The 16,365-nt window shown below is 66.4% G+C and carries 16 protein-coding genes; 6 read left to right on the forward strand and 10 right to left on the reverse strand.

Annotated elements, in window-relative coordinates:
* Nucleotides 1–32 precede the first annotated feature (32 nt).
* The 4 genes from MJ122_RS11670 to MJ122_RS11685 are packed head-to-tail and all read left to right on the forward strand — an operon-like array spanning nucleotide 33 to nucleotide 9,047.
* Nucleotides 33–1,331 (forward strand): MdtA/MuxA family multidrug efflux RND transporter periplasmic adaptor subunit, encoded by a 1,299-nt coding sequence (locus MJ122_RS11670; RefSeq protein ID WP_239744260.1) that lies wholly within the window; start codon nucleotides 33–35, stop codon nucleotides 1,329–1,331.
* Nucleotides 1,328–4,450 (forward strand): MdtB/MuxB family multidrug efflux RND transporter permease subunit, encoded by a 3,123-nt coding sequence (locus MJ122_RS11675; protein WP_239744261.1) that lies wholly within the window; start codon nucleotides 1,328–1,330, stop codon nucleotides 4,448–4,450. Before MJ122_RS11670 ends, MJ122_RS11675 begins: the two co-directional genes overlap by 4 nt.
* On the forward strand, nucleotides 4,450–7,566 hold the full coding sequence (locus MJ122_RS11680; protein ID WP_088417216.1) for a multidrug efflux RND transporter permease subunit: 3,117 nt from the start codon (nucleotides 4,450–4,452) through the stop codon (nucleotides 7,564–7,566). The genes MJ122_RS11675 and MJ122_RS11680 overlap by 1 nt, the downstream gene beginning before the upstream one ends.
* Complete coding sequence (locus MJ122_RS11685) at nucleotides 7,563–9,047, forward strand: efflux transporter outer membrane subunit (RefSeq protein WP_088417215.1); 1,485 nt, start codon at nucleotides 7,563–7,565, stop codon at nucleotides 9,045–9,047. The genes MJ122_RS11680 and MJ122_RS11685 overlap by 4 nt, the downstream gene beginning before the upstream one ends.
* A gap of 6 nt (nucleotides 9,048–9,053) precedes the next feature.
* Here MJ122_RS11685 and MJ122_RS11690 read toward each other — a convergent pair whose 3' ends face one another.
* From MJ122_RS11690 to MJ122_RS11720, 7 genes are all read right to left on the reverse strand, one after another.
* Entirely contained in the window at nucleotides 9,054–9,347 is a 294-nt protein-coding gene (locus MJ122_RS11690) for a hypothetical protein (RefSeq protein ID WP_088417214.1), read from the reverse strand.
* A 30-nt stretch (nucleotides 9,348–9,377) separates the two neighbouring features.
* On the reverse strand, nucleotides 9,378–9,971 hold the full coding sequence (locus tag MJ122_RS11695) for a C40 family peptidase (protein WP_239744262.1): 594 nt from the start codon (nucleotides 9,969–9,971) through the stop codon (nucleotides 9,378–9,380).
* 138 nt (nucleotides 9,972–10,109) lie between these two features.
* A complete protein-coding gene (locus MJ122_RS11700; protein WP_239744263.1) occupies nucleotides 10,110–10,766 on the reverse strand; it encodes a C40 family peptidase in 657 nt (218 codons plus the stop codon).
* Nucleotides 10,767–10,889: 123 nt separating this feature from the next.
* Entirely contained in the window at nucleotides 10,890–11,315 is a 426-nt protein-coding gene (locus MJ122_RS11705) for a VOC family protein (RefSeq protein WP_088417211.1), read from the reverse strand.
* A 20-nt stretch (nucleotides 11,316–11,335) separates the two neighbouring features.
* The gene (locus MJ122_RS11710; protein ID WP_088417210.1) at nucleotides 11,336–11,797 is read right to left on the reverse strand and encodes a hypothetical protein; all 462 of its coding nucleotides are present in this window, start codon (nucleotides 11,795–11,797) and stop codon (nucleotides 11,336–11,338) included.
* 93 nt (nucleotides 11,798–11,890) lie between these two features.
* Nucleotides 11,891–12,214, reverse strand: coding sequence for an antibiotic biosynthesis monooxygenase (locus MJ122_RS11715; RefSeq protein WP_239744264.1), 324 nt, complete (start codon nucleotides 12,212–12,214; stop codon nucleotides 11,891–11,893).
* Nucleotides 12,211–12,945, reverse strand: coding sequence for a CTP synthase (locus MJ122_RS11720; protein ID WP_239744265.1), 735 nt, complete (start codon nucleotides 12,943–12,945; stop codon nucleotides 12,211–12,213). The genes MJ122_RS11715 and MJ122_RS11720 overlap by 4 nt, the downstream gene beginning before the upstream one ends.
* A gap of 108 nt (nucleotides 12,946–13,053) precedes the next feature.
* Between MJ122_RS11720 and MJ122_RS11725 the strand changes: the two genes are divergently transcribed.
* Nucleotides 13,054–13,926 (forward strand): LysR family transcriptional regulator, encoded by an 873-nt coding sequence (locus MJ122_RS11725; protein ID WP_017517464.1) that lies wholly within the window; start codon nucleotides 13,054–13,056, stop codon nucleotides 13,924–13,926.
* Nucleotides 13,927–13,968: 42 nt separating this feature from the next.
* Here MJ122_RS11725 and MJ122_RS11730 read toward each other — a convergent pair whose 3' ends face one another.
* The gene (locus tag MJ122_RS11730; RefSeq protein ID WP_239744266.1) at nucleotides 13,969–14,343 is read right to left on the reverse strand and encodes a hypothetical protein; all 375 of its coding nucleotides are present in this window, start codon (nucleotides 14,341–14,343) and stop codon (nucleotides 13,969–13,971) included.
* A gap of 225 nt (nucleotides 14,344–14,568) precedes the next feature.
* Here MJ122_RS11730 and MJ122_RS11735 point away from each other — a divergent pair, with 225 nt between their 5' ends.
* The gene (locus tag MJ122_RS11735) at nucleotides 14,569–14,895 is read left to right on the forward strand and encodes an I78 family peptidase inhibitor (RefSeq protein ID WP_239744267.1); all 327 of its coding nucleotides are present in this window, start codon (nucleotides 14,569–14,571) and stop codon (nucleotides 14,893–14,895) included.
* Between the two features lie 67 nt (nucleotides 14,896–14,962).
* Here MJ122_RS11735 and MJ122_RS11740 read toward each other — a convergent pair whose 3' ends face one another.
* Both MJ122_RS11740 and MJ122_RS11745 read right to left on the reverse strand, forming a co-directional pair.
* Nucleotides 14,963–15,220: a hypothetical protein gene (locus MJ122_RS11740; protein ID WP_088417205.1), complete on the reverse strand. Its 258-nt coding sequence runs from the start codon at nucleotides 15,218–15,220 to the stop codon at nucleotides 14,963–14,965.
* Between the two features lie 141 nt (nucleotides 15,221–15,361).
* Nucleotides 15,362–16,285, reverse strand: a complete 924-nt coding sequence (locus MJ122_RS11745; protein ID WP_239744268.1) for a LysR family transcriptional regulator — start codon at nucleotides 16,283–16,285, stop codon at nucleotides 15,362–15,364.
* Nucleotides 16,286–16,365: the final 80 nt, after the last annotated feature.

Here is a 16,365-nt window from a genome sequence, read left to right on the forward strand (position 1 = left end):
CGCCAAGCCCCCTTTTCAAAAGACAGAGCCCCATGACTGCAAGCAACGGATCGCCCTCGAAACTCCGCAAACTGTGCCCCTGGCTCATCACCGCGCTGCTGTTCGCCGCGGTGGTGGGGCTGATCATGTGGTTGCACTCGACGTCGACCGGTGCGCCGGCGGCCCAGGGCGGGCGCGGCGGGCGACCGGGACCGGGGCAGATGGCCGCGGGGCAGGGCGGCGCTGCGGTGACCGTCAGCGTCGCGCCGGTGGTCAAGGGGGATCTGCCGGTGCACTACCACGCGCTGGGCACGGTGACCGCCTACAACACCGTCAACGTCCGCGCGCGGGTCAGCGGCCAGCTCGTCAAGGTGCCGTTCCAGGAAGGCCAGGAAGTGAAGGCCGGCGACGTCCTCGCGGTGATCGACCCGCGCCCGTTCCAGGCGGCGCTGGACCAGGCCCAGGGAACCCTGCTGCAGAACCAGGCGCAGCTGAAGAACGCACAGATTGACCTGGCCCGCTACAAGGGCCTGTACGCCGAGGACTCCATCGCCAAGCAGACCCTGGACACCCAGGAAGCGCAGGTCCGCCAGTATGAAGGCACCCTGAAGACCAACCAGGGTCAGGTCGCCGACGCCAAGCTCAACCTCGAATTCACCCAGGTGCGCGCGCCCATCTCCGGCCGCGTCGGCCTGCGCCAGGTGGACGTGGGCAACCTGGTCACTTCCGGCGACACCACGCCACTGGTGGTGATCACCCAGGTCAAGCCGATCTCCGTGGTGTTCAGCCTGCCGCAGCAGCAACTGGGCACCATCGCCCGCGAGCTCTACAGCGGTAAGCCGGTGCCGGTGGAGGCGCTGGACCGCAACCAGAACCAGACCCTCGCCACCGGCGTATTGAAGACCCTGGACAACCAGATCGATACCACCACCGGCACCGTCAAGCTCAAGGCCGGTTTCGAGAACGCCGACCACAAATTGTTCCCCAACCAGTTCGTCAACGTGCGCCTGCTCGCCGAGACCCTGCCGGGCGTGCTGACCATTCCGGCCAACGCCGTTCAGCGCGGCAACGATGGCACCTACGTCTACCTGGTCGGCGAGGAGAACAAGGCCAAGCGGCAACTGGTCACCCTGGGCACCAGCGAGAGCGAGCGCGTGGTGGTCACCGAGGGCCTGAAGGAGGGCGACCGCGTCGTCGTCGAAGGCACCGACCGCCTGCGCGACGGCACCCGCATGAACATCGCCAGCTCCGACGAGAAGGCCCGCGCGGCCGCGACGGAAGAGGGCGACAAGTCCACCGCCAAGCCGTTCGGCTCGGACACTGCGGTCCAGGACAGCGGTAAGAGCGAATGAACCCGTCCCGCCTGTTCATCCTGCGGCCGGTCGCCACCACGCTCCTGATGGTGGCAATCCTGCTGTCGGGGATCATCGCCTACCGCTTCCTGCCGATCTCGGCCCTGCCGGAAGTGGACTACCCGACCATCCAGGTGGTGACCCTGTACCCCGGCGCCAGCCCGGACATCATGACCTCCTCGGTGACCGCGCCGCTGGAGAACCAGCTGGGACAGATCCCGGGCCTGAACGAGATGTCCTCCACCAGCTCCGGCGGCGCCTCGGTGATCACCTTGCAGTTCAGCCTGCAGATCAACCTCGACGTGGCCGAGCAGGAAGTCCAGGCGGCGATCAACACTGCGCAGAGCCTGTTGCCCAAGGACCTGCCGAACCAGCCGGTGTACAGCAAGGTGAACCCGGCGGACGCGCCGATCCTGACCCTGGCGGTGATGTCCCCGGACATGCCGCTGCCGCAGATCCAGGACCTGGTGGACACGCGCCTTGCGCAGAAGATTTCGCAGATATCCGGCGTCGGCCTGGTCAGCATCAGCGGCGGCCAGCGCCCGGCCGTGCGCATCCGCGCCAACCCCGGTGCCCTCGCCGCTGCCGGCCTGAGCCTGCAGGACCTGCAGACCACCGTCACCAACAACAACCTCAACGGGCCCAAGGGCAGCTTCGACGGCCCGACCCGTTCCTCGACCCTGGACGCCAACGACCAGCTCAAGTCCGCCGACGCCTACCGCGATCTGATCATCGCTTACAAGAACGGCTCGCCGTTGCGCGTACGTGACGTGGCGAGCGTGGAGGACGACGCCGAAAACGTGCGCCTGGCCGCCTGGGCCAACACCTCGCCGGCCGTGGTGCTGAACATCCAGCGCCAGCCGGGTGCCAACGTCATCGAGGTGGTCGACAGCATCAAGAAGATGCTCCCGCAGTTGCAGGCGACCCTGCCGGGCAGCCTGGAAGTGACGGTGCTCACCGACCGCACCACGACCATCCGCGCCTCGGTGGCGGACGTGCAGTTCGAACTGTTCCTCGCCGTCTGCCTGGTGGTGATGGTCACCTTCCTGTTCCTGCGCAACATCTCCGCCACGCTGATCCCCAGCTTCGCCGTGCCGCTGTCGCTGATCGGCACCTTCGGCGTGATGTACCTGGCCGGTTTCTCGATCAACAACCTGACGCTGATGGCGCTGACCATCGCCACTGGCTTCGTGGTGGACGACGCCATCGTCATGGTGGAAAACATCGCGCGTTACCTGGAAAAGGGCGACCCGCCGTTGGAGGCCGCGCTCAAGGGCTCCAGGCAGATCGGCTTCACCATCATCTCGCTGACCTTCTCGCTGATCGCCGTACTGATTCCGCTGCTGTTCATGGGCGACGTGGCCGGCCGGCTGTTCCGCGAATTCGCCATCACCCTGGCGGTGGCGATTCTCATATCGGGCTTCGTTTCCCTGACCCTGACGCCGATGCTCAGCGCCAAGCTGCTGCGCCACGTCGAACCGCAGAAGGAAGGGCGTTTCGCCCGCGCTGCCGGGCGCTTCATCGACAAGATGATCGAGCGCTACGCAGCCGCCCTGCGTGTGGTGCTGCGCCACCAGCCGCTGACCCTGCTGGTGGCCATCGCCACCGTGGTGCTCACCGCGCTGCTGTACATCTTCATGCCCAAGGGCTTCTTCCCGGTGCAGGACACCGGGGTGATCCAGGGTATCGCCGAGGCTCCCCAGTCGATCTCCTTCCAGGCCATGGCGAGCCGCCAGCAGGACCTGGCGCAGATCGTACTGAAGGACCCGGCGGTGGAAAGCCTGTCCTCGTTCATCGGGGTCGACGGCACCAACGCCACGCTCAACACCGGGCGCCTGCTGATCAACCTCAAGCCCCACGCCGAGCGCGACGTGACCGCCAGCGAGGTGATCCACCGCCTGCAGCCGGAGCTGGACCGGATCGCCGGCATCAAGCTGTACATGCAGCCGGTGCAGGACCTGACCATCGAAGACCGGATTGCCCGCACGCAGTACCAGTTCACCCTGCAGGACGCCGACCCCGACGTGCTCGCCGACTGGGTGCCGCGCCTGGTGGACCGCCTGCAGCAGTTGCCGGAGCTGGCCGACGTGGCCACCGACTGGCAGGACAAGGGCCTGCAGGCCTACATCAACATCGACCGCGACACCGCTTCGCGCCTGGGCGTGAGCCTGTCGAGCATCGACAGCGTGCTCTACAACGCCTTCGGCCAGCGGCTGATTTCCACCATCTTCACCCAGGCCACGCAGTACCGCGTGGTGCTGGAGGTGGCGCCGGAATTCCAGATCGGCCCGCAGTCGCTGGAGAACCTCTACGTGCCGTCCAGCGACGGCACCCAGGTGCGCCTGTCGAGTCTGGCCCGTGTGGAGGAGCGTCACACCTTGCTGGCGGTCAACCACATCGCCCAGTTCCCGGCCGCGACCATCTCCTTCAACCTGGCCAAGGGCGTTGCCCTCGGCGAGGCGGTGCAGGCGATCCGCGACGTCGAGGCCCAGATGGACATGCCGGTCAGCCTGCAGGGCAGCTTCCGCGGTGCGGCGCAGGCCTTCGAGGCCTCGCTGTCCAACACCCTGCTGCTGGTGCTGGCTTCCATCGTCACCATGTACATCGTGCTGGGCATCCTCTACGAGAGCTTCATCCACCCGGTGACCATCCTTTCCACGCTGCCTTCGGCAGGCGTGGGCGCGCTGCTGGCGCTGATGCTCTCGGGGCAGGACATCGGCATCGTGGCGATCATCGGCATCATCCTCTTGATCGGTATCGTCAAGAAGAACGCGATCATGATGATCGACTTCGCCCTGGACGCCGAACGCAACGAGGGCAAGCCGCCCCATGAGGCGATCTACCAGGCATGCCTGCTGCGCTTCCGGCCGATCCTGATGACCACCATGGCTGCGCTGCTGGGCGCCTTGCCGCTGATGCTCGCCGGCGGTGCCGGCGCCGAGCTGCGCCAGCCGCTGGGCGTCACCATGGTCGGCGGCCTGCTGGTCAGCCAGTTGCTCACCCTGTTCACCACGCCGGTGATCTACCTGTACTTCGATCGCCTCGCCACGCGCTGGGCCAACTGGCGGCAGCGCCATGGCCTGGACGTGAACAGCATCGACCCGGCGGAGCGCGGCTGATGGGCGGCCTGTCGCGCCTGTTCATCCTGCGCCCGGTCGCCACCTGCCTGCTGACCCTGGCGCTGATGCTGGCCGGTGCGTTGTCGTTCAGCCTGCTGCCGGTGGCGCCGCTGCCCAACGTCGATTTCCCGACCATCCTGGTACAGGCCTCGCTGCCCGGCGCCAGCCCGGAGACCATGGCCTCCACGGTGGCGACGCCGCTGGAGCGCTCGCTGGGGCGCATCGCCGGGGTCACCGACATGACCTCCAGCAGCTCCCTGGGCAACACCACCATCATCATCCAGTTCGACCTGTCCAAGGACATCGACGGCGCCGCGCGCGAGGTGCAGTCGGCGATCAACGCGGCCATGAGCCTGCTGCCCTCGGGCATGCCTAACAACCCGACGTACCGCAAGGCGAATCCGTCGGACATGCCGATCATGATCCTGACGCTGACCTCGGACACCTACACCCGCGGGCAGATGTACGACCTGGCCTCGACCATCGTCTCGCCCAAGCTGGCGCAGGTGAAAGGGGTGGGGCAGGTGAGCATCGGCGGGTCCTCGCTGCCGGCGGTGCGCGTCGACGTCAACCCGGACCAGCTCAGCCAGTACGGCATCTCCCTGGACACGGTGCGCAACGCCATCAACAACACCAACGCCGACGGCCCCAAGGGCTCGCTGGAGTTCGGTGAACGGCACTGGCAGGTGGACTCCAACGACCAGCTGCGCAAGGCCAGCGAGTACGCCCCGCTGATCGTCCATTACAACGCCGAGACCGGCGCGGCGGTGCGCCTGAAGGACGTCGCCACGGTCACCGACTCGGTGGAAGACGTGCGCAACGCCGGCTTCTCCGACGACCTGCCGGCGGTGCTGCTGATCATCACCCGCCAGCCCGGTGCCAACATCATCGAGGCCACCGATGCCATCCACGAGCAGCTGCCGATCATCCAGGACGTGCTCGGCCCACAGGTGAAACTGTCGGTGATGGATGACCGCAGCCCGTCGATCCGTTCCTCGCTGGAAGAGGCCGAGCTGACCCTGATCATCTCCGTGGTGCTGGTGATCCTGGTGGTCTACCTGTTCCTGCGCAACGGCCGCGCCACGCTGATCCCCAGCCTCGCGGTGCCGGTGTCGCTGGTGGGCACCTTCGCCGTCATGTACCTGTGCGGCTTCTCGCTGAACAACCTGTCGCTGATGGCGCTGATCATCGCCACCGGCTTCGTGGTGGATGACGCCATCGTCGTGGTGGAGAACATCGCCCGGCGCATCGAGGAGGGCGACCCGCCGATCCAGGCGGCGATCCGTGGCGCTCGGGAAGTGAGCTTCACCGTGCTGTCGATGACCCTGTCGCTGGTGGCGGTGTTCATCCCGCTGCTGCTCATGGGTGGCATCACCGGGCGGCTGTTCCGCGAATTCTCGGTGACCCTGGCGGCGGCCATCCTGGTGTCGCTGGTGGTGTCCCTGACACTGACGCCGATGCTCTGCGCGCGCCTGCTCAAGCCGGTCGAGCGGGGGCCGAAGAAGGCCTCGGTGGAGCGCCAGAGCAACCGCTATTTCGTCGCCTTCATGCAGCGCTACCGCGCCAGCCTGAGCTGGGCGCTGGAGCACTCGCGGCTGATGGTGATGATCATGCTCGGCTGCATTGCGCTTAACCTTTACCTGTTCGTGGTGGTGCCCAAGGGCTTCCTGCCGCAGCAGGACTCCGGGCGCCTGCGTGGCTTCGCGGTGGCCGACCAGAGCATCTCGTTCCAGGCGCTGGACAAGAAGATGGCGGAGTTTCGTCGGATACTCTCCGAGGATCCCGGCGTGGAAAACGTCGTGGGCTTCGTCGGCGGCGGCAAGTGGCAGTCGAGCAATACCGGCTCCTTCTTCGTTACCCTGAAGGACATCACCGAACGCGATTCAGCGGAAACCATCGTCAACCGCCTGCGCAAGAAGCTGGCGGAGGTGCCCGGCGCCAACCTGTTCCTGGTTGCCGGCCAGGACGTGCGCATCGGCGGTCGTCAGGGCAACGCGCAATACGACTTCACCCTGCGCAGCGATGACCTCACGCTGCTGCGCGAATGGGCACCCAAGGTGGAGGCGGCGATGAACAAGGTGCCGCAGATCGTCGACGTGAACAGCGACGCCCAGGACAAGGGCGTGCAGAGCCGCCTGGTGATCGACCGCGACCGCGCGGCGAGCCTGGGGGTGAACGTCGCCGAGGTGGACGCTGTGCTGAACAACTCCTACGGCCAGCGCCAGGTCTCGACCATCTTCAACCCGCTGAACCAGTACCACGTGGTGATGGAAGTCGCCCAGCCGTACCAGGAAACGCCCGAGGAGCTGCGCCAGGTCTACGTGATCAACAGCGAAGGCCAGCGCATCCCGCTCTCGGCCTTCACCCACATCGAGCCGAGCCGCGCGCCGCTGGAGGTCAACCACCAGGGCCAGTTCGCAGCGACCACCTTCTCCTTCAACCTGGCGCAGGGGGCACAGATCGGCCCGGCCCGCGACGCCATCCTGGCGGCGGTGGAACCCCTCCACCTGCCGATGGAAATCCAGGCCACCTTCGAAGGCAACGCCGGCGCGGTGCAGGACACGCAGAACGACATGCCCTGGCTGATCCTGCTGGCGTTGGTGTCGGTCTACATCGTGCTGGGCATCCTCTACGAGAGCTACGTGCACCCGCTGACCATCCTCTCGACCCTGCCTTCGGCGGGCGTCGGCGCGCTGCTCACGCTGATGCTGTTCCGCACCGAGTTGTCGTTGATCGCGCTGATCGGGGTGATTCTGCTGATCGGCATCGTGAAGAAGAACGCGATCATGATGATCGACTTCGCCCTGGACGCCGAACGTACCCAGGGCCTGTCACCCAAGGATGCGATCCTGGAGGCGGCGATGAAGCGCTTCCGGCCGATCATGATGACCACCCTGGCTGCCATTCTCGGCGCCTTGCCGCTGATTTTCGGCATCGGCGGCGACGCCGCGCTGCGCCGCCCGCTGGGCATGACCATCGTCGGCGGCCTGATCGGCAGCCAGTTGCTGACCCTGTACACCACCCCCGTCGTCTACCTCTACCTCGACCGCCTGCGCCATTGGGTCAACAAGAAGCGTGGCGTGCGCACCGACGGCGCCCTGGAGACACCCGTATGATCCGTTCCCGTTCCCTGCTCACTCCGCTGGCCTTGGCGCTGGCCGTGGCCCTGGCCGGTTGCGCCATCGGCCCGGACTACCAGCGCCCCGAGCTGACGGTGCCGGCCAGCTTCAAGGAGGGCGAGGGCTGGCAACTGGCCAAGCCGCAGGACGGTTTCAACCACGGCGCCTGGTGGGAGCTGTACGGCGACGCCACGCTGAACGACCTGCAGACCCGCCTGGTCGCCGCCAACCAGACCCTGGCGCAATCGCTGGCGTCCTACCGCCAGGCCCAGGCGCTGGCCAAGGGCGCGCGCTCGTCGTTCTTCCCCACCATCAGCGCCGACGTCGGCAAGACGCGCTCCGGGCAAGGCACCGGCAGCGGCGGCAGCGTGCGCCTGCCCGACGGCTCCACCGTCAGCAGTGGTGGCGGCAGCAGTTCGATCAGCAACAGCTACTCGGCGAGCCTGGGCGTGAGCTGGGAGCTGGACCTGTGGGGCAAGCTGCGTCGCCAGCTGGAAGCCGACAACGCGAGCATGGACGCCAGTGCGGCGGACCTCGCCAACTCGCGGCTTTCCCTGCAATCGCAGCTGGCCCAGAACTACCTGCAACTGCGCGTGATGGACCAGCAGATCAAGCTGCTCAACGACACGGTCACCGCCTACCAGCGTTCGCTCAAGCTCACCGAGAACCAGTACAACGCCGGCATCGTCACCAAGGCTGACGTCGCCCAGGCGCGCACCCAGCTGAAAAGCACCGAGGCCCAGGCGATTGACCTGAAGTACCAGCGTGCGCAGCTGGAACACGCCATCGCGGTGCTGGTCGGCGTGCCGCCGGCGCAGTTCTCCCTGGCCGCCGTGGACGGCGTGCCGAGCCTGCCGAATGTACCGGCGCTGCTGCCGTCGGAGCTGCTGCAACGTCGCCCGGACGTGGCCTCCGCCGAGCGCCAGGTGATCTCCGCCAACGCCAAGATCGGCGTGGCCAAGGCCGCCTGGTTCCCCGACCTGACGCTCACCGCCGCCGGCGGCTACCGCAGCGGCAGCTTCCAGAACTGGATCGAAACGCCCAACCGCTACTGGTCCATCGGCCCGCAGTTCGCCATGACCCTGTTCGATGGCGGGCTGATCGCCTCCCAGGTCGAGCAGGCCGAGGCGAGCTACGACCAGACCGTGGCCAGCTACCGGCAGACCGTGCTGGACAGCTTCCGCGAGGTCGAGGACTACATGGTCCAGCTCAAGGTGCTGGAAGAAGAGAGCGGCGTGCAGCAGCAAGCGCTGGACTCCGCCCGCGAGGCGCTGCGCCTGACCACCAACCAGTACAAGGCCGGCACCATCGACTACAGCGACGTGGTCACCACCCAGACCAGCGCGCTCTCCAACGAGCGCACATTGCTGACCCTCACCGGCAGTCGCTTGACTGCCAGCGTGCAGCTGATCGCCGCGCTGGGCGGCGGTTGGGATGCGGCGAAGATCGCCGAGGAAGGGCAGGCGACGCGGGACTGAGCCGCGTCAGTCGTCGACCAGGGCGCTGAGGGGAATGCGGAAACGGTTTTCCCCATCCAGCGATTTGATGCCGCGCGGCTGTGCGGTGCTGACCAGCGCCGTGCCGTCGACGCGGTCGAGCACTTCGCAATCGATGCGGCCAACGGCCGGAAGGCGGTCGTCGTGGCTGCCGGTACGCAGCATCGCGCGGGGCTTGAGGAAGCGCCAGTCGCGCCCGACGGCATCGACCAGGCGGCACTCAGCCCAGCCAGGGAAACACTCCTCGGTGTAGCGCACTATCTCGACCAGCAGGCTGGGCATCGTTGGGATTCATCCGGTGGCGGAAGGGGGTCAGCCGTTGAAGCGGCGGGCAGTGGTGAAGCTACGTTCCCAGTAGTTGTTGTTCAGCGAATCCATGCGGATACGTTCGCCGGAACTGGGCGCGTGAATGAACTGGTTGTTGCCGATATACAGCCCGACATGGCTGACGCTGCCGCGCCCGTTGCGGTTGAAGAACACCGCATCGCCGGGCTTGAGGTCGCTGCGGCCAACACGTTTGCTTTCGCTCACGATCATCTCGCTGGTGGTGCGCGGTAACTTCAGGCCCGCTTCGGTGCTGAACAGGTAGACCAGCAACCCGCTGCAGTCGAAGCCATTGGCGACCGTGGTGCCGCCATGCCGGTAGGGCACGCCGATCAGCTGCCGGGCACGCGCCACGACGCGCGAATTGCTGGTGACCGGCGCCTTGTGCACGCCCGATTGCAGCGGACGCTTCAGCTCCCGGTGCAGGCGGACATTGTTGCGGTTGACCACCTTCGCATGGCTGGCACGGGACAGGCTGGAGGTCGCCTTGTGCGGCGCCGTGCGCTTTGTCTCGCGGGCTTCTGCGTGAGTAACGGTCAGGGTGAGCAACAGGGTGGTGCCCAGCAGGGTGAGGAAACGCATCTTGGGTACATCGTGTGACTAGGTAGCGGAACGGGGCGCTATCTTAGAAATCTCCTGTGTTGCGTTAACGTGGGGAAACTGCAAAGCCGTGTAGGCATTTTCCGATTAGTACCTCGAGAGGTGACGCGTGTTCGCCGGCTAGCCGGATCTTCCGGTGAAGCGTCGGGCGGTCGTGTAGCTGCGCTGCCAGTAGCGGTTGTCCAGCGAGTCGATGCGGATGGTCTTGCCGGTGCGTGGTGCGTGGATGAAACGGCCACCACCGATGTACAGGCCCACGTGGCTGACACGCCCCGTGCCGTCATGATTGAAGAACACCGCATCGCCCGGCTGCAGCTCATCCTGGTCCACGGCATTGCGCTTTTGCGCGATCATCGAGGTGGTGGTGCGCGGAAGCTTGCGGTTTGCGATGGTGCTGTACAGGTAGACGATCAGGCCGCTGCAATCGAAGCCGGACTCTTCGCTTTCACCGCCCCAGCGGTAGGGCGTGCCGATCAGTTCATGGGCGCGCTCGATGATGCGTGAGGTGACTCGCGGGCTCAGGGGCCCCTTTGCCTGTGGGTAGGAGACCAGGAGCGATTCCCGGGAGAGGCTCGATATCTTCAGGTTCCGTCGCGCGCGTCGGATCTGTGCGCGCTGTTCGATACCGCGTGCGGAAAAGCCCGCAGCCTGGTAGGTCCGGTCGATGGCGGCGTTGTCGTAGCGACGCCAACTGGGTGTGTCGTAGTCATCGGCCAGGGCGAACGGCGCACCCAGGATGCAGAAGAGATAAAGCGTCAGCCAGCGGAGAGGGCGCACGTCGGGTCACCTCGAGGTGAACGGTGGGGACGGGCGCCATCCTAGAAATGGCTAGTGCAAGTCTATGTAGGAAACTTCCAGTAGATTTGAAGGTGAATTCCAGGGTGGATAATCGGTCGCCACTCAGCGTGCGAACAACTGGCCGATGTCCTTGAAAGCCTTGAATTCCAGGGCATTGCCGCAGGGGTCGAAGAGGAACAGCGTCGCCTGTTCGCCCACCTGGCCCTGGAAGCGCACATGGGGTTCGATGACGAACTGCGTGCCGCGCTCGCGCAGCCTTTGCGCCAGGCGCTCCCAGTCTTCCCAGGGCAGCACCACGCCGAAGTGCGGTACCGGCACGTCATGGCCATCGACGGCGTTGGTATGCGCCGCCTCCTGGCTCGCGGTGCGCGGATGTTCATGGATCACCAACTGGTGGCCGAAGAAATCGAAGTCCACCCACTGGTCGCTGCTGCGACCTTCGGCAAGGCCGAACACCTCGCCGTAGAAACGCCGCGCCAGGGCGAGGTCGTAAACGGGAATGGCCAGGTGGAAGGGCGATAGCGCCATGGACGTGCTCCCTGTCAGGTTCAGGCCGGTACGGCCAGCAGGCGGGTGATGGTGGCCTTGGCCGCGTTCATCTGGCCGTCGCGGGCGAGGCGGGTGAACTCCAGCAGGGCATGCTCGTGCTCGGCGAGGTCATCGAGGATGTCGCGGTCGTCGTCGTCGCCCTGGTCGGCCAGCTTGTCGTAGCGTTGCACATAGGGTTCCACCAGCACTTCGAGCTTCTCCAGGGTCTGTGGCCAGTCGAGCCCGTGCCAGTCGGCGGCGCGCTGGCGGCCCTGGGCGGCGGCGTGCGCGGTGTCGCCCAGCGGTAGCCCATGGCGCTGCAGCAGCCGCGCCATGCGCAGACCGGTCTGGCGCTCCAGTCTTGCCAGCAGGAGCATCGAGGACGCCCCCTCCGGCAGTTGCTCGGCCAGGCCGAGGAAGAAGTTTTCACCGCGGACTTCGCCCAGGTAGGCGGCCTGCAGTTCACTGGCTTGTCGGTGCATGCGTCGGTCCCCCTTTGCTGAATGGGGACCAGCCTAGACGATGTGCGCCGGGCATCGAACCCGGCATGTCGTGTCTGGGCCAGAACGGGTCGCTCAGCGTTCGAAGCCGTATTCGCGCTCGACCCGGCTGATGCGCACGCGGAAGGCGCTGTACCAGTCGCGGCGGCCGGCCCGCTGGGCCATGCGGTGTTCGGCCTGCTGCTTCCACTGGCGGATCGCGGCTTCATCGCGCCAATACGATACGGTGATGCCCAGGCCATCGGCACCGCGAGCCGATTCGACGCCCAGGAAGCCGTCCTGCTGCGCGGCCAGCTCCAGCATGCGTTCGGCAGTGGCGCCGTAGCCTTCGTCCTGTTCGCTGCGGTAGGAGGTGAAGGTCACGGCGAAATAGGGCGGTTGCGGTGTAGTGGCGATCATGCGGGGCTCCCGGTACGGCTGAACTGGTGACGGAATGCGGCAGACAGGAGCGCTTCGGCCAGCGGCACGGCGATACCGGCCAGGGCCTTGCGTTCGGGCTGGAACAAGGTGGCGACGAAGAACGGATGGTCGGTGGCTTCCAGCGCGCGGATGCTGCCGTCCTCGCCATGAGCGCAGGCCCGCAGCGAGCCGCCGAACAGTGCGTCCTGGAACGCAGGGTTCACCCCGTAGCTGCAGCGATAGCCTTCGCGGATTTCCGGCAGGCCGTAAATCGCCGCCAGATGCGAGCCGGGGGCCAGACGGATGGTCTCGCTGACTTCCACCAGCGGACAGGGCAGTGCCTGCACCACGGGGCGCGCGGCTTCCGGGTCCATCTCGGCATGGGCCGCGTCGCTCCAGCCAAGGACATTGCGGGCGCGCTCCAGCAAGGCATGCTGGAAGCCGCCGCAGGTGCCAAGGAAGGGCACCCCGTTCTCGCGGGCGAAGGTGATGGCCCGCAGGGCGCCTTCGGTGTTCAGGTAAGGGCTGCCGGGGATGCACCAGAAAGCGGAATAGGGCTCGAGCTCCAGGCCCTGGGCAAGGCGCGGGGTATCGAGCCAGTCCACGCGCAGGGTGCCCGAATGCGGCAGCAGCGATTGCTGCAAGGCCAGGGGAATCGCCCAGTGGGCGGTGACACGGCTGTCGCGGTCGCCGATCAGGCCTATGCGCAGTGCTTTACGACGTTTTCCCATCCTGTGTTCCCCCGGCGTCGTGGCCCCATTGGCGGGCCCATGGCAGGCAATTTATAGTTGCGCAGGCGCAATCGAAAATGGGCGATTACGCAAGCTTGGAGTGCGTCGATGCAATACCGTCTGGAATACGCCGATCTGGCCCTGGTACTCGCGCTGGTGCGCGGCGGCAGCCTTGCGCGCGCTGCGGAATTGCTCGAGGTAGACGTGTCCACCGTATTCCGCGCCGTGCGCCGGCTGGAGAAGGCGCTGGGTACCGCGCTGTTCGAGAAGGGTCGCAACGGCTACCTGGCCACCGCCACCGCACAGCAGCTGGCGACCCAGGCCGAACTGGCGGAACAGGCGCTGGAGGCGGCTCGCCTGGGCCTGGAACAGGGCCATGACGTGCTCAGCGGCACCGTGCGCCTGACCTGTTCCGACACCGTGCTGCAGGGGCTGTTGCTGCCGGCCCTGGCGCGCTTCATGAAGCGCTACCCGGCGCTTAACCTGGAACTGACCACCTCCAACGCCTTCGCCAACCTCAGCCGCCGCGACGCCGACATTGCCCTGCGCCTGACCAATGCGCCGCCGGAACATCTGGTCGGACGCAAGCTGGGCGAGGTGCACTACGTCCTCTGCGCGCACCGCGATTATCTGGTGGAGCAGGGCGACCGGCCGTGGCAGGACATGAGCTGGATCGCCCCGGACGACTTCCTGCCCGACCACTCCAGCGTCGCCTGGCGCCGCCAGGCATTCCCCACGGTCCTGCCGGCCTATCGCTGCAACAGCATGCTGTCGGTCCTCGATCTCTGCCGCGCCGGATTGGGGTTGGCCGCGCTGCCGGCATTCCTGCTGCGCCCGGACGACGGGTTGCAGGTGCTGGCGCCGGAGCTGCCTGGCTGCACCATCCACCTCTGGCTGCTGACCCGGCCCGATTGCCGGGCCCTGCGGGCAGTGGTGACGCTGTTCGAGGAATTGGCCGGGAGCATTCGTCTGCCCGCCTGAATGCAAGGACCCCGCTCGTGAGCGGGGTCCTTCTTGTGCTGCTTACCAGTGACGGTAGTGGCCCGGCGGGCCGTAGTAGCCGGGGCCGTAATAGCGCGGCGGACCATAGTAGCGGGGCGGCCCGTAGTAACGCGGGCCGGGCACCACCACGACCGGGCGGTAGACCGGCTGGTACACGGGTTGGTAGACCGGCACCGGCTGGTAATACACCGGTGGCGGCGGGTAATAGGCCACCGGAGGCGGGGGAGCGTAATAGGGCGCCGGCGCGGGCTGAGAACCGGCGACCACTGCACCCCCGACAACCGCACCGACTACGGCGCCTATTGCAGCGGCATCGGTGTTGCTGTTGGCCGCGGCCTGGCCGGCGAGGGCGAGGCCAGCGCAGAGCAGGGCGATCTGGGGGAGACGTTGAAGCATGATGCACCTCCTGAGGAACCCGGTGAGAAACCAGGTATCTATGAGACATCGGCCCCGAAGGAATCGTAACGCCGCCGGTGTAAAGGTTGTGTAAATGGCGCCGTACGGCTCTACGACATGCCTTGCGTGTATCAGCCTGCAATACATCCACGCGCTGCCTCGGCCCACGGGCTGGTAAGGTGGCGCCTTTCGCGTTTTTTCCACGAAGAACCAGGGAGACCTTTCATGCCCTTGAACCGAGTGACCTTGCTGTCGCTTCTCGCTGTCGCCGCACTTGCCGGGTGCAGCTCCAAGGATTCCTCGTCCGATGCCGCCCAGCCGGCCGCGGACGACTCGCCGGCCATGACCGGCACCTGCAACGCCAAGGCGGTGCAGTCGATCGTCGGCAAGGTGGTCAACCCCACCCTGACCGAGGAAGCCCGTCGCGACGCGGGCGCCAGCGTCGCCCGCGTGCTCACCCCGCACCAGCCGGTGACCATGGAGTACAACTCGCAGCGCCTGAACATCGATGTCGACGACAACCAGGTGGTGAAGCAGGTCTCCTGCGGCTGAGTCCTTCGCCTGACTGCGCCCATGAAAAAGCCCCGCCTAGGCGGGGCTTTTTCATGGGCGTTGGCCATCAGCGGTTGGCGGGCTTCTTGATCACGCGCAGCGCCTGGCTGGACTGGTTGACGCATTCCTCGTAGTTGCCGGCCTTCTTCGCTTCCTCGGCCTTGGCGAGGTACTCATGGACCGCGTTGACCTTCACGCCGGTGGCGTTCGGGCTGGCGGTCTTGAGAAAGTCGTTGATCTGCTGCAGGTTGCCGTCGCACAGCGCGCTGTCGGCGAAAGCCGGTACGGAAAACGCCAGGGCGAGCAGAAGGGCGTACTTTTTCATGCGGGTTCTCCTTGCATCTCGAATGCCGAATCGAAGAAGTTCGAAATTACGTTAGCCTGCTAACTACCGACAAGCGAATGTCCCACGAATTCATTTCAGTTCTGATGCTGGTCAAGAAAAGCCCGATCTCCGTGTCGCCGGTCAGATGGCGCTGAACTTCCGCTCCAGGCCCTGGCTGCGAAACTGCTCGATCACGTAGTCGACGAAGACCCGCGTCTTGGCCGGCAGCAGTTTCTGCGCCGCGTAGTACAGGGCAGTGTTGCCGGCGTCCACGTACCAGTCCGGCAGCACGCGCTGCAGCCGGCCGTCGTCCAGGTAGGGCACGGCGTGCTGCATGCTCACCAGGGTCACTCCCAGGCCCATCAAGGCGGCGACGCAGGCGGCTTCCGGGTCGCTGAAGGTCATCCGCTCCTTCAGCGCGATCGGCGCCTGGGCCTGCTGGCGGTTGGTCAACGGCCAGGGGCGCACGCGACCGGTCTGCGGCGAGCGGATGCGGATGCCGTCGTGGCTCGGCAGGTCGGAGGGGTAGCGGATCGCCGGGCGGCTCTTCAGGTAGGCGGGGGAGGCCAGCAGCACCAGGTGCGCCGGGCACAGTTTGCGCGCCACCACGCCGGGCGGCAGCTCGAAGCCGCCGCCGATGGCCGCGTCGAAGCCTTCGGCGATGAGGTCGACCTGGCGGTTGTCGAAGTGCCAGTCCGGGCGGATCGCCGGGTAGCGCCCGAGGAAGTCGCCCAGCAGCGGCAGGATGTAGTCGCGGCCGAACACCAGCCCCATGCTCACCTTCAACATGCCGCTGGGCTGGCCGTCGGCGCTGGCCAGGTTGGCGATTGCGCTCTGCAGGCTGGCGAGGCCGCCGCTGGCCTCAAGGAGAAATCGCTCGCCCGATTCGGTCAGGGCCAGGCTGCGGGTACTACGCTGAAACAGCCGCACGCCCAGGTTGTTCTCCAGCCGCGCCACGTTCTTGCTCACCGCCGCCGGGGTCAGGCCCAGGCGCCGCGCGGCCGCGGCGAAGCTGCCGGCTTCGGCGCTGCGGACGAAGCACTCGATACTGATCAGGCTTTCCATGGGTGGTATTCCGGACATTTGGTATCGACTGAATATAGCGATTGCTGGCTACCGAGTAACGAGTTCCAGAGAGAAACTGA

Source organism: Pseudomonas sp. DP-17, from assembly GCF_022380625.1.
GTDB lineage: Bacteria > Pseudomonadota > Gammaproteobacteria > Pseudomonadales > Pseudomonadaceae > Pseudomonas > Pseudomonas nitroreducens_A.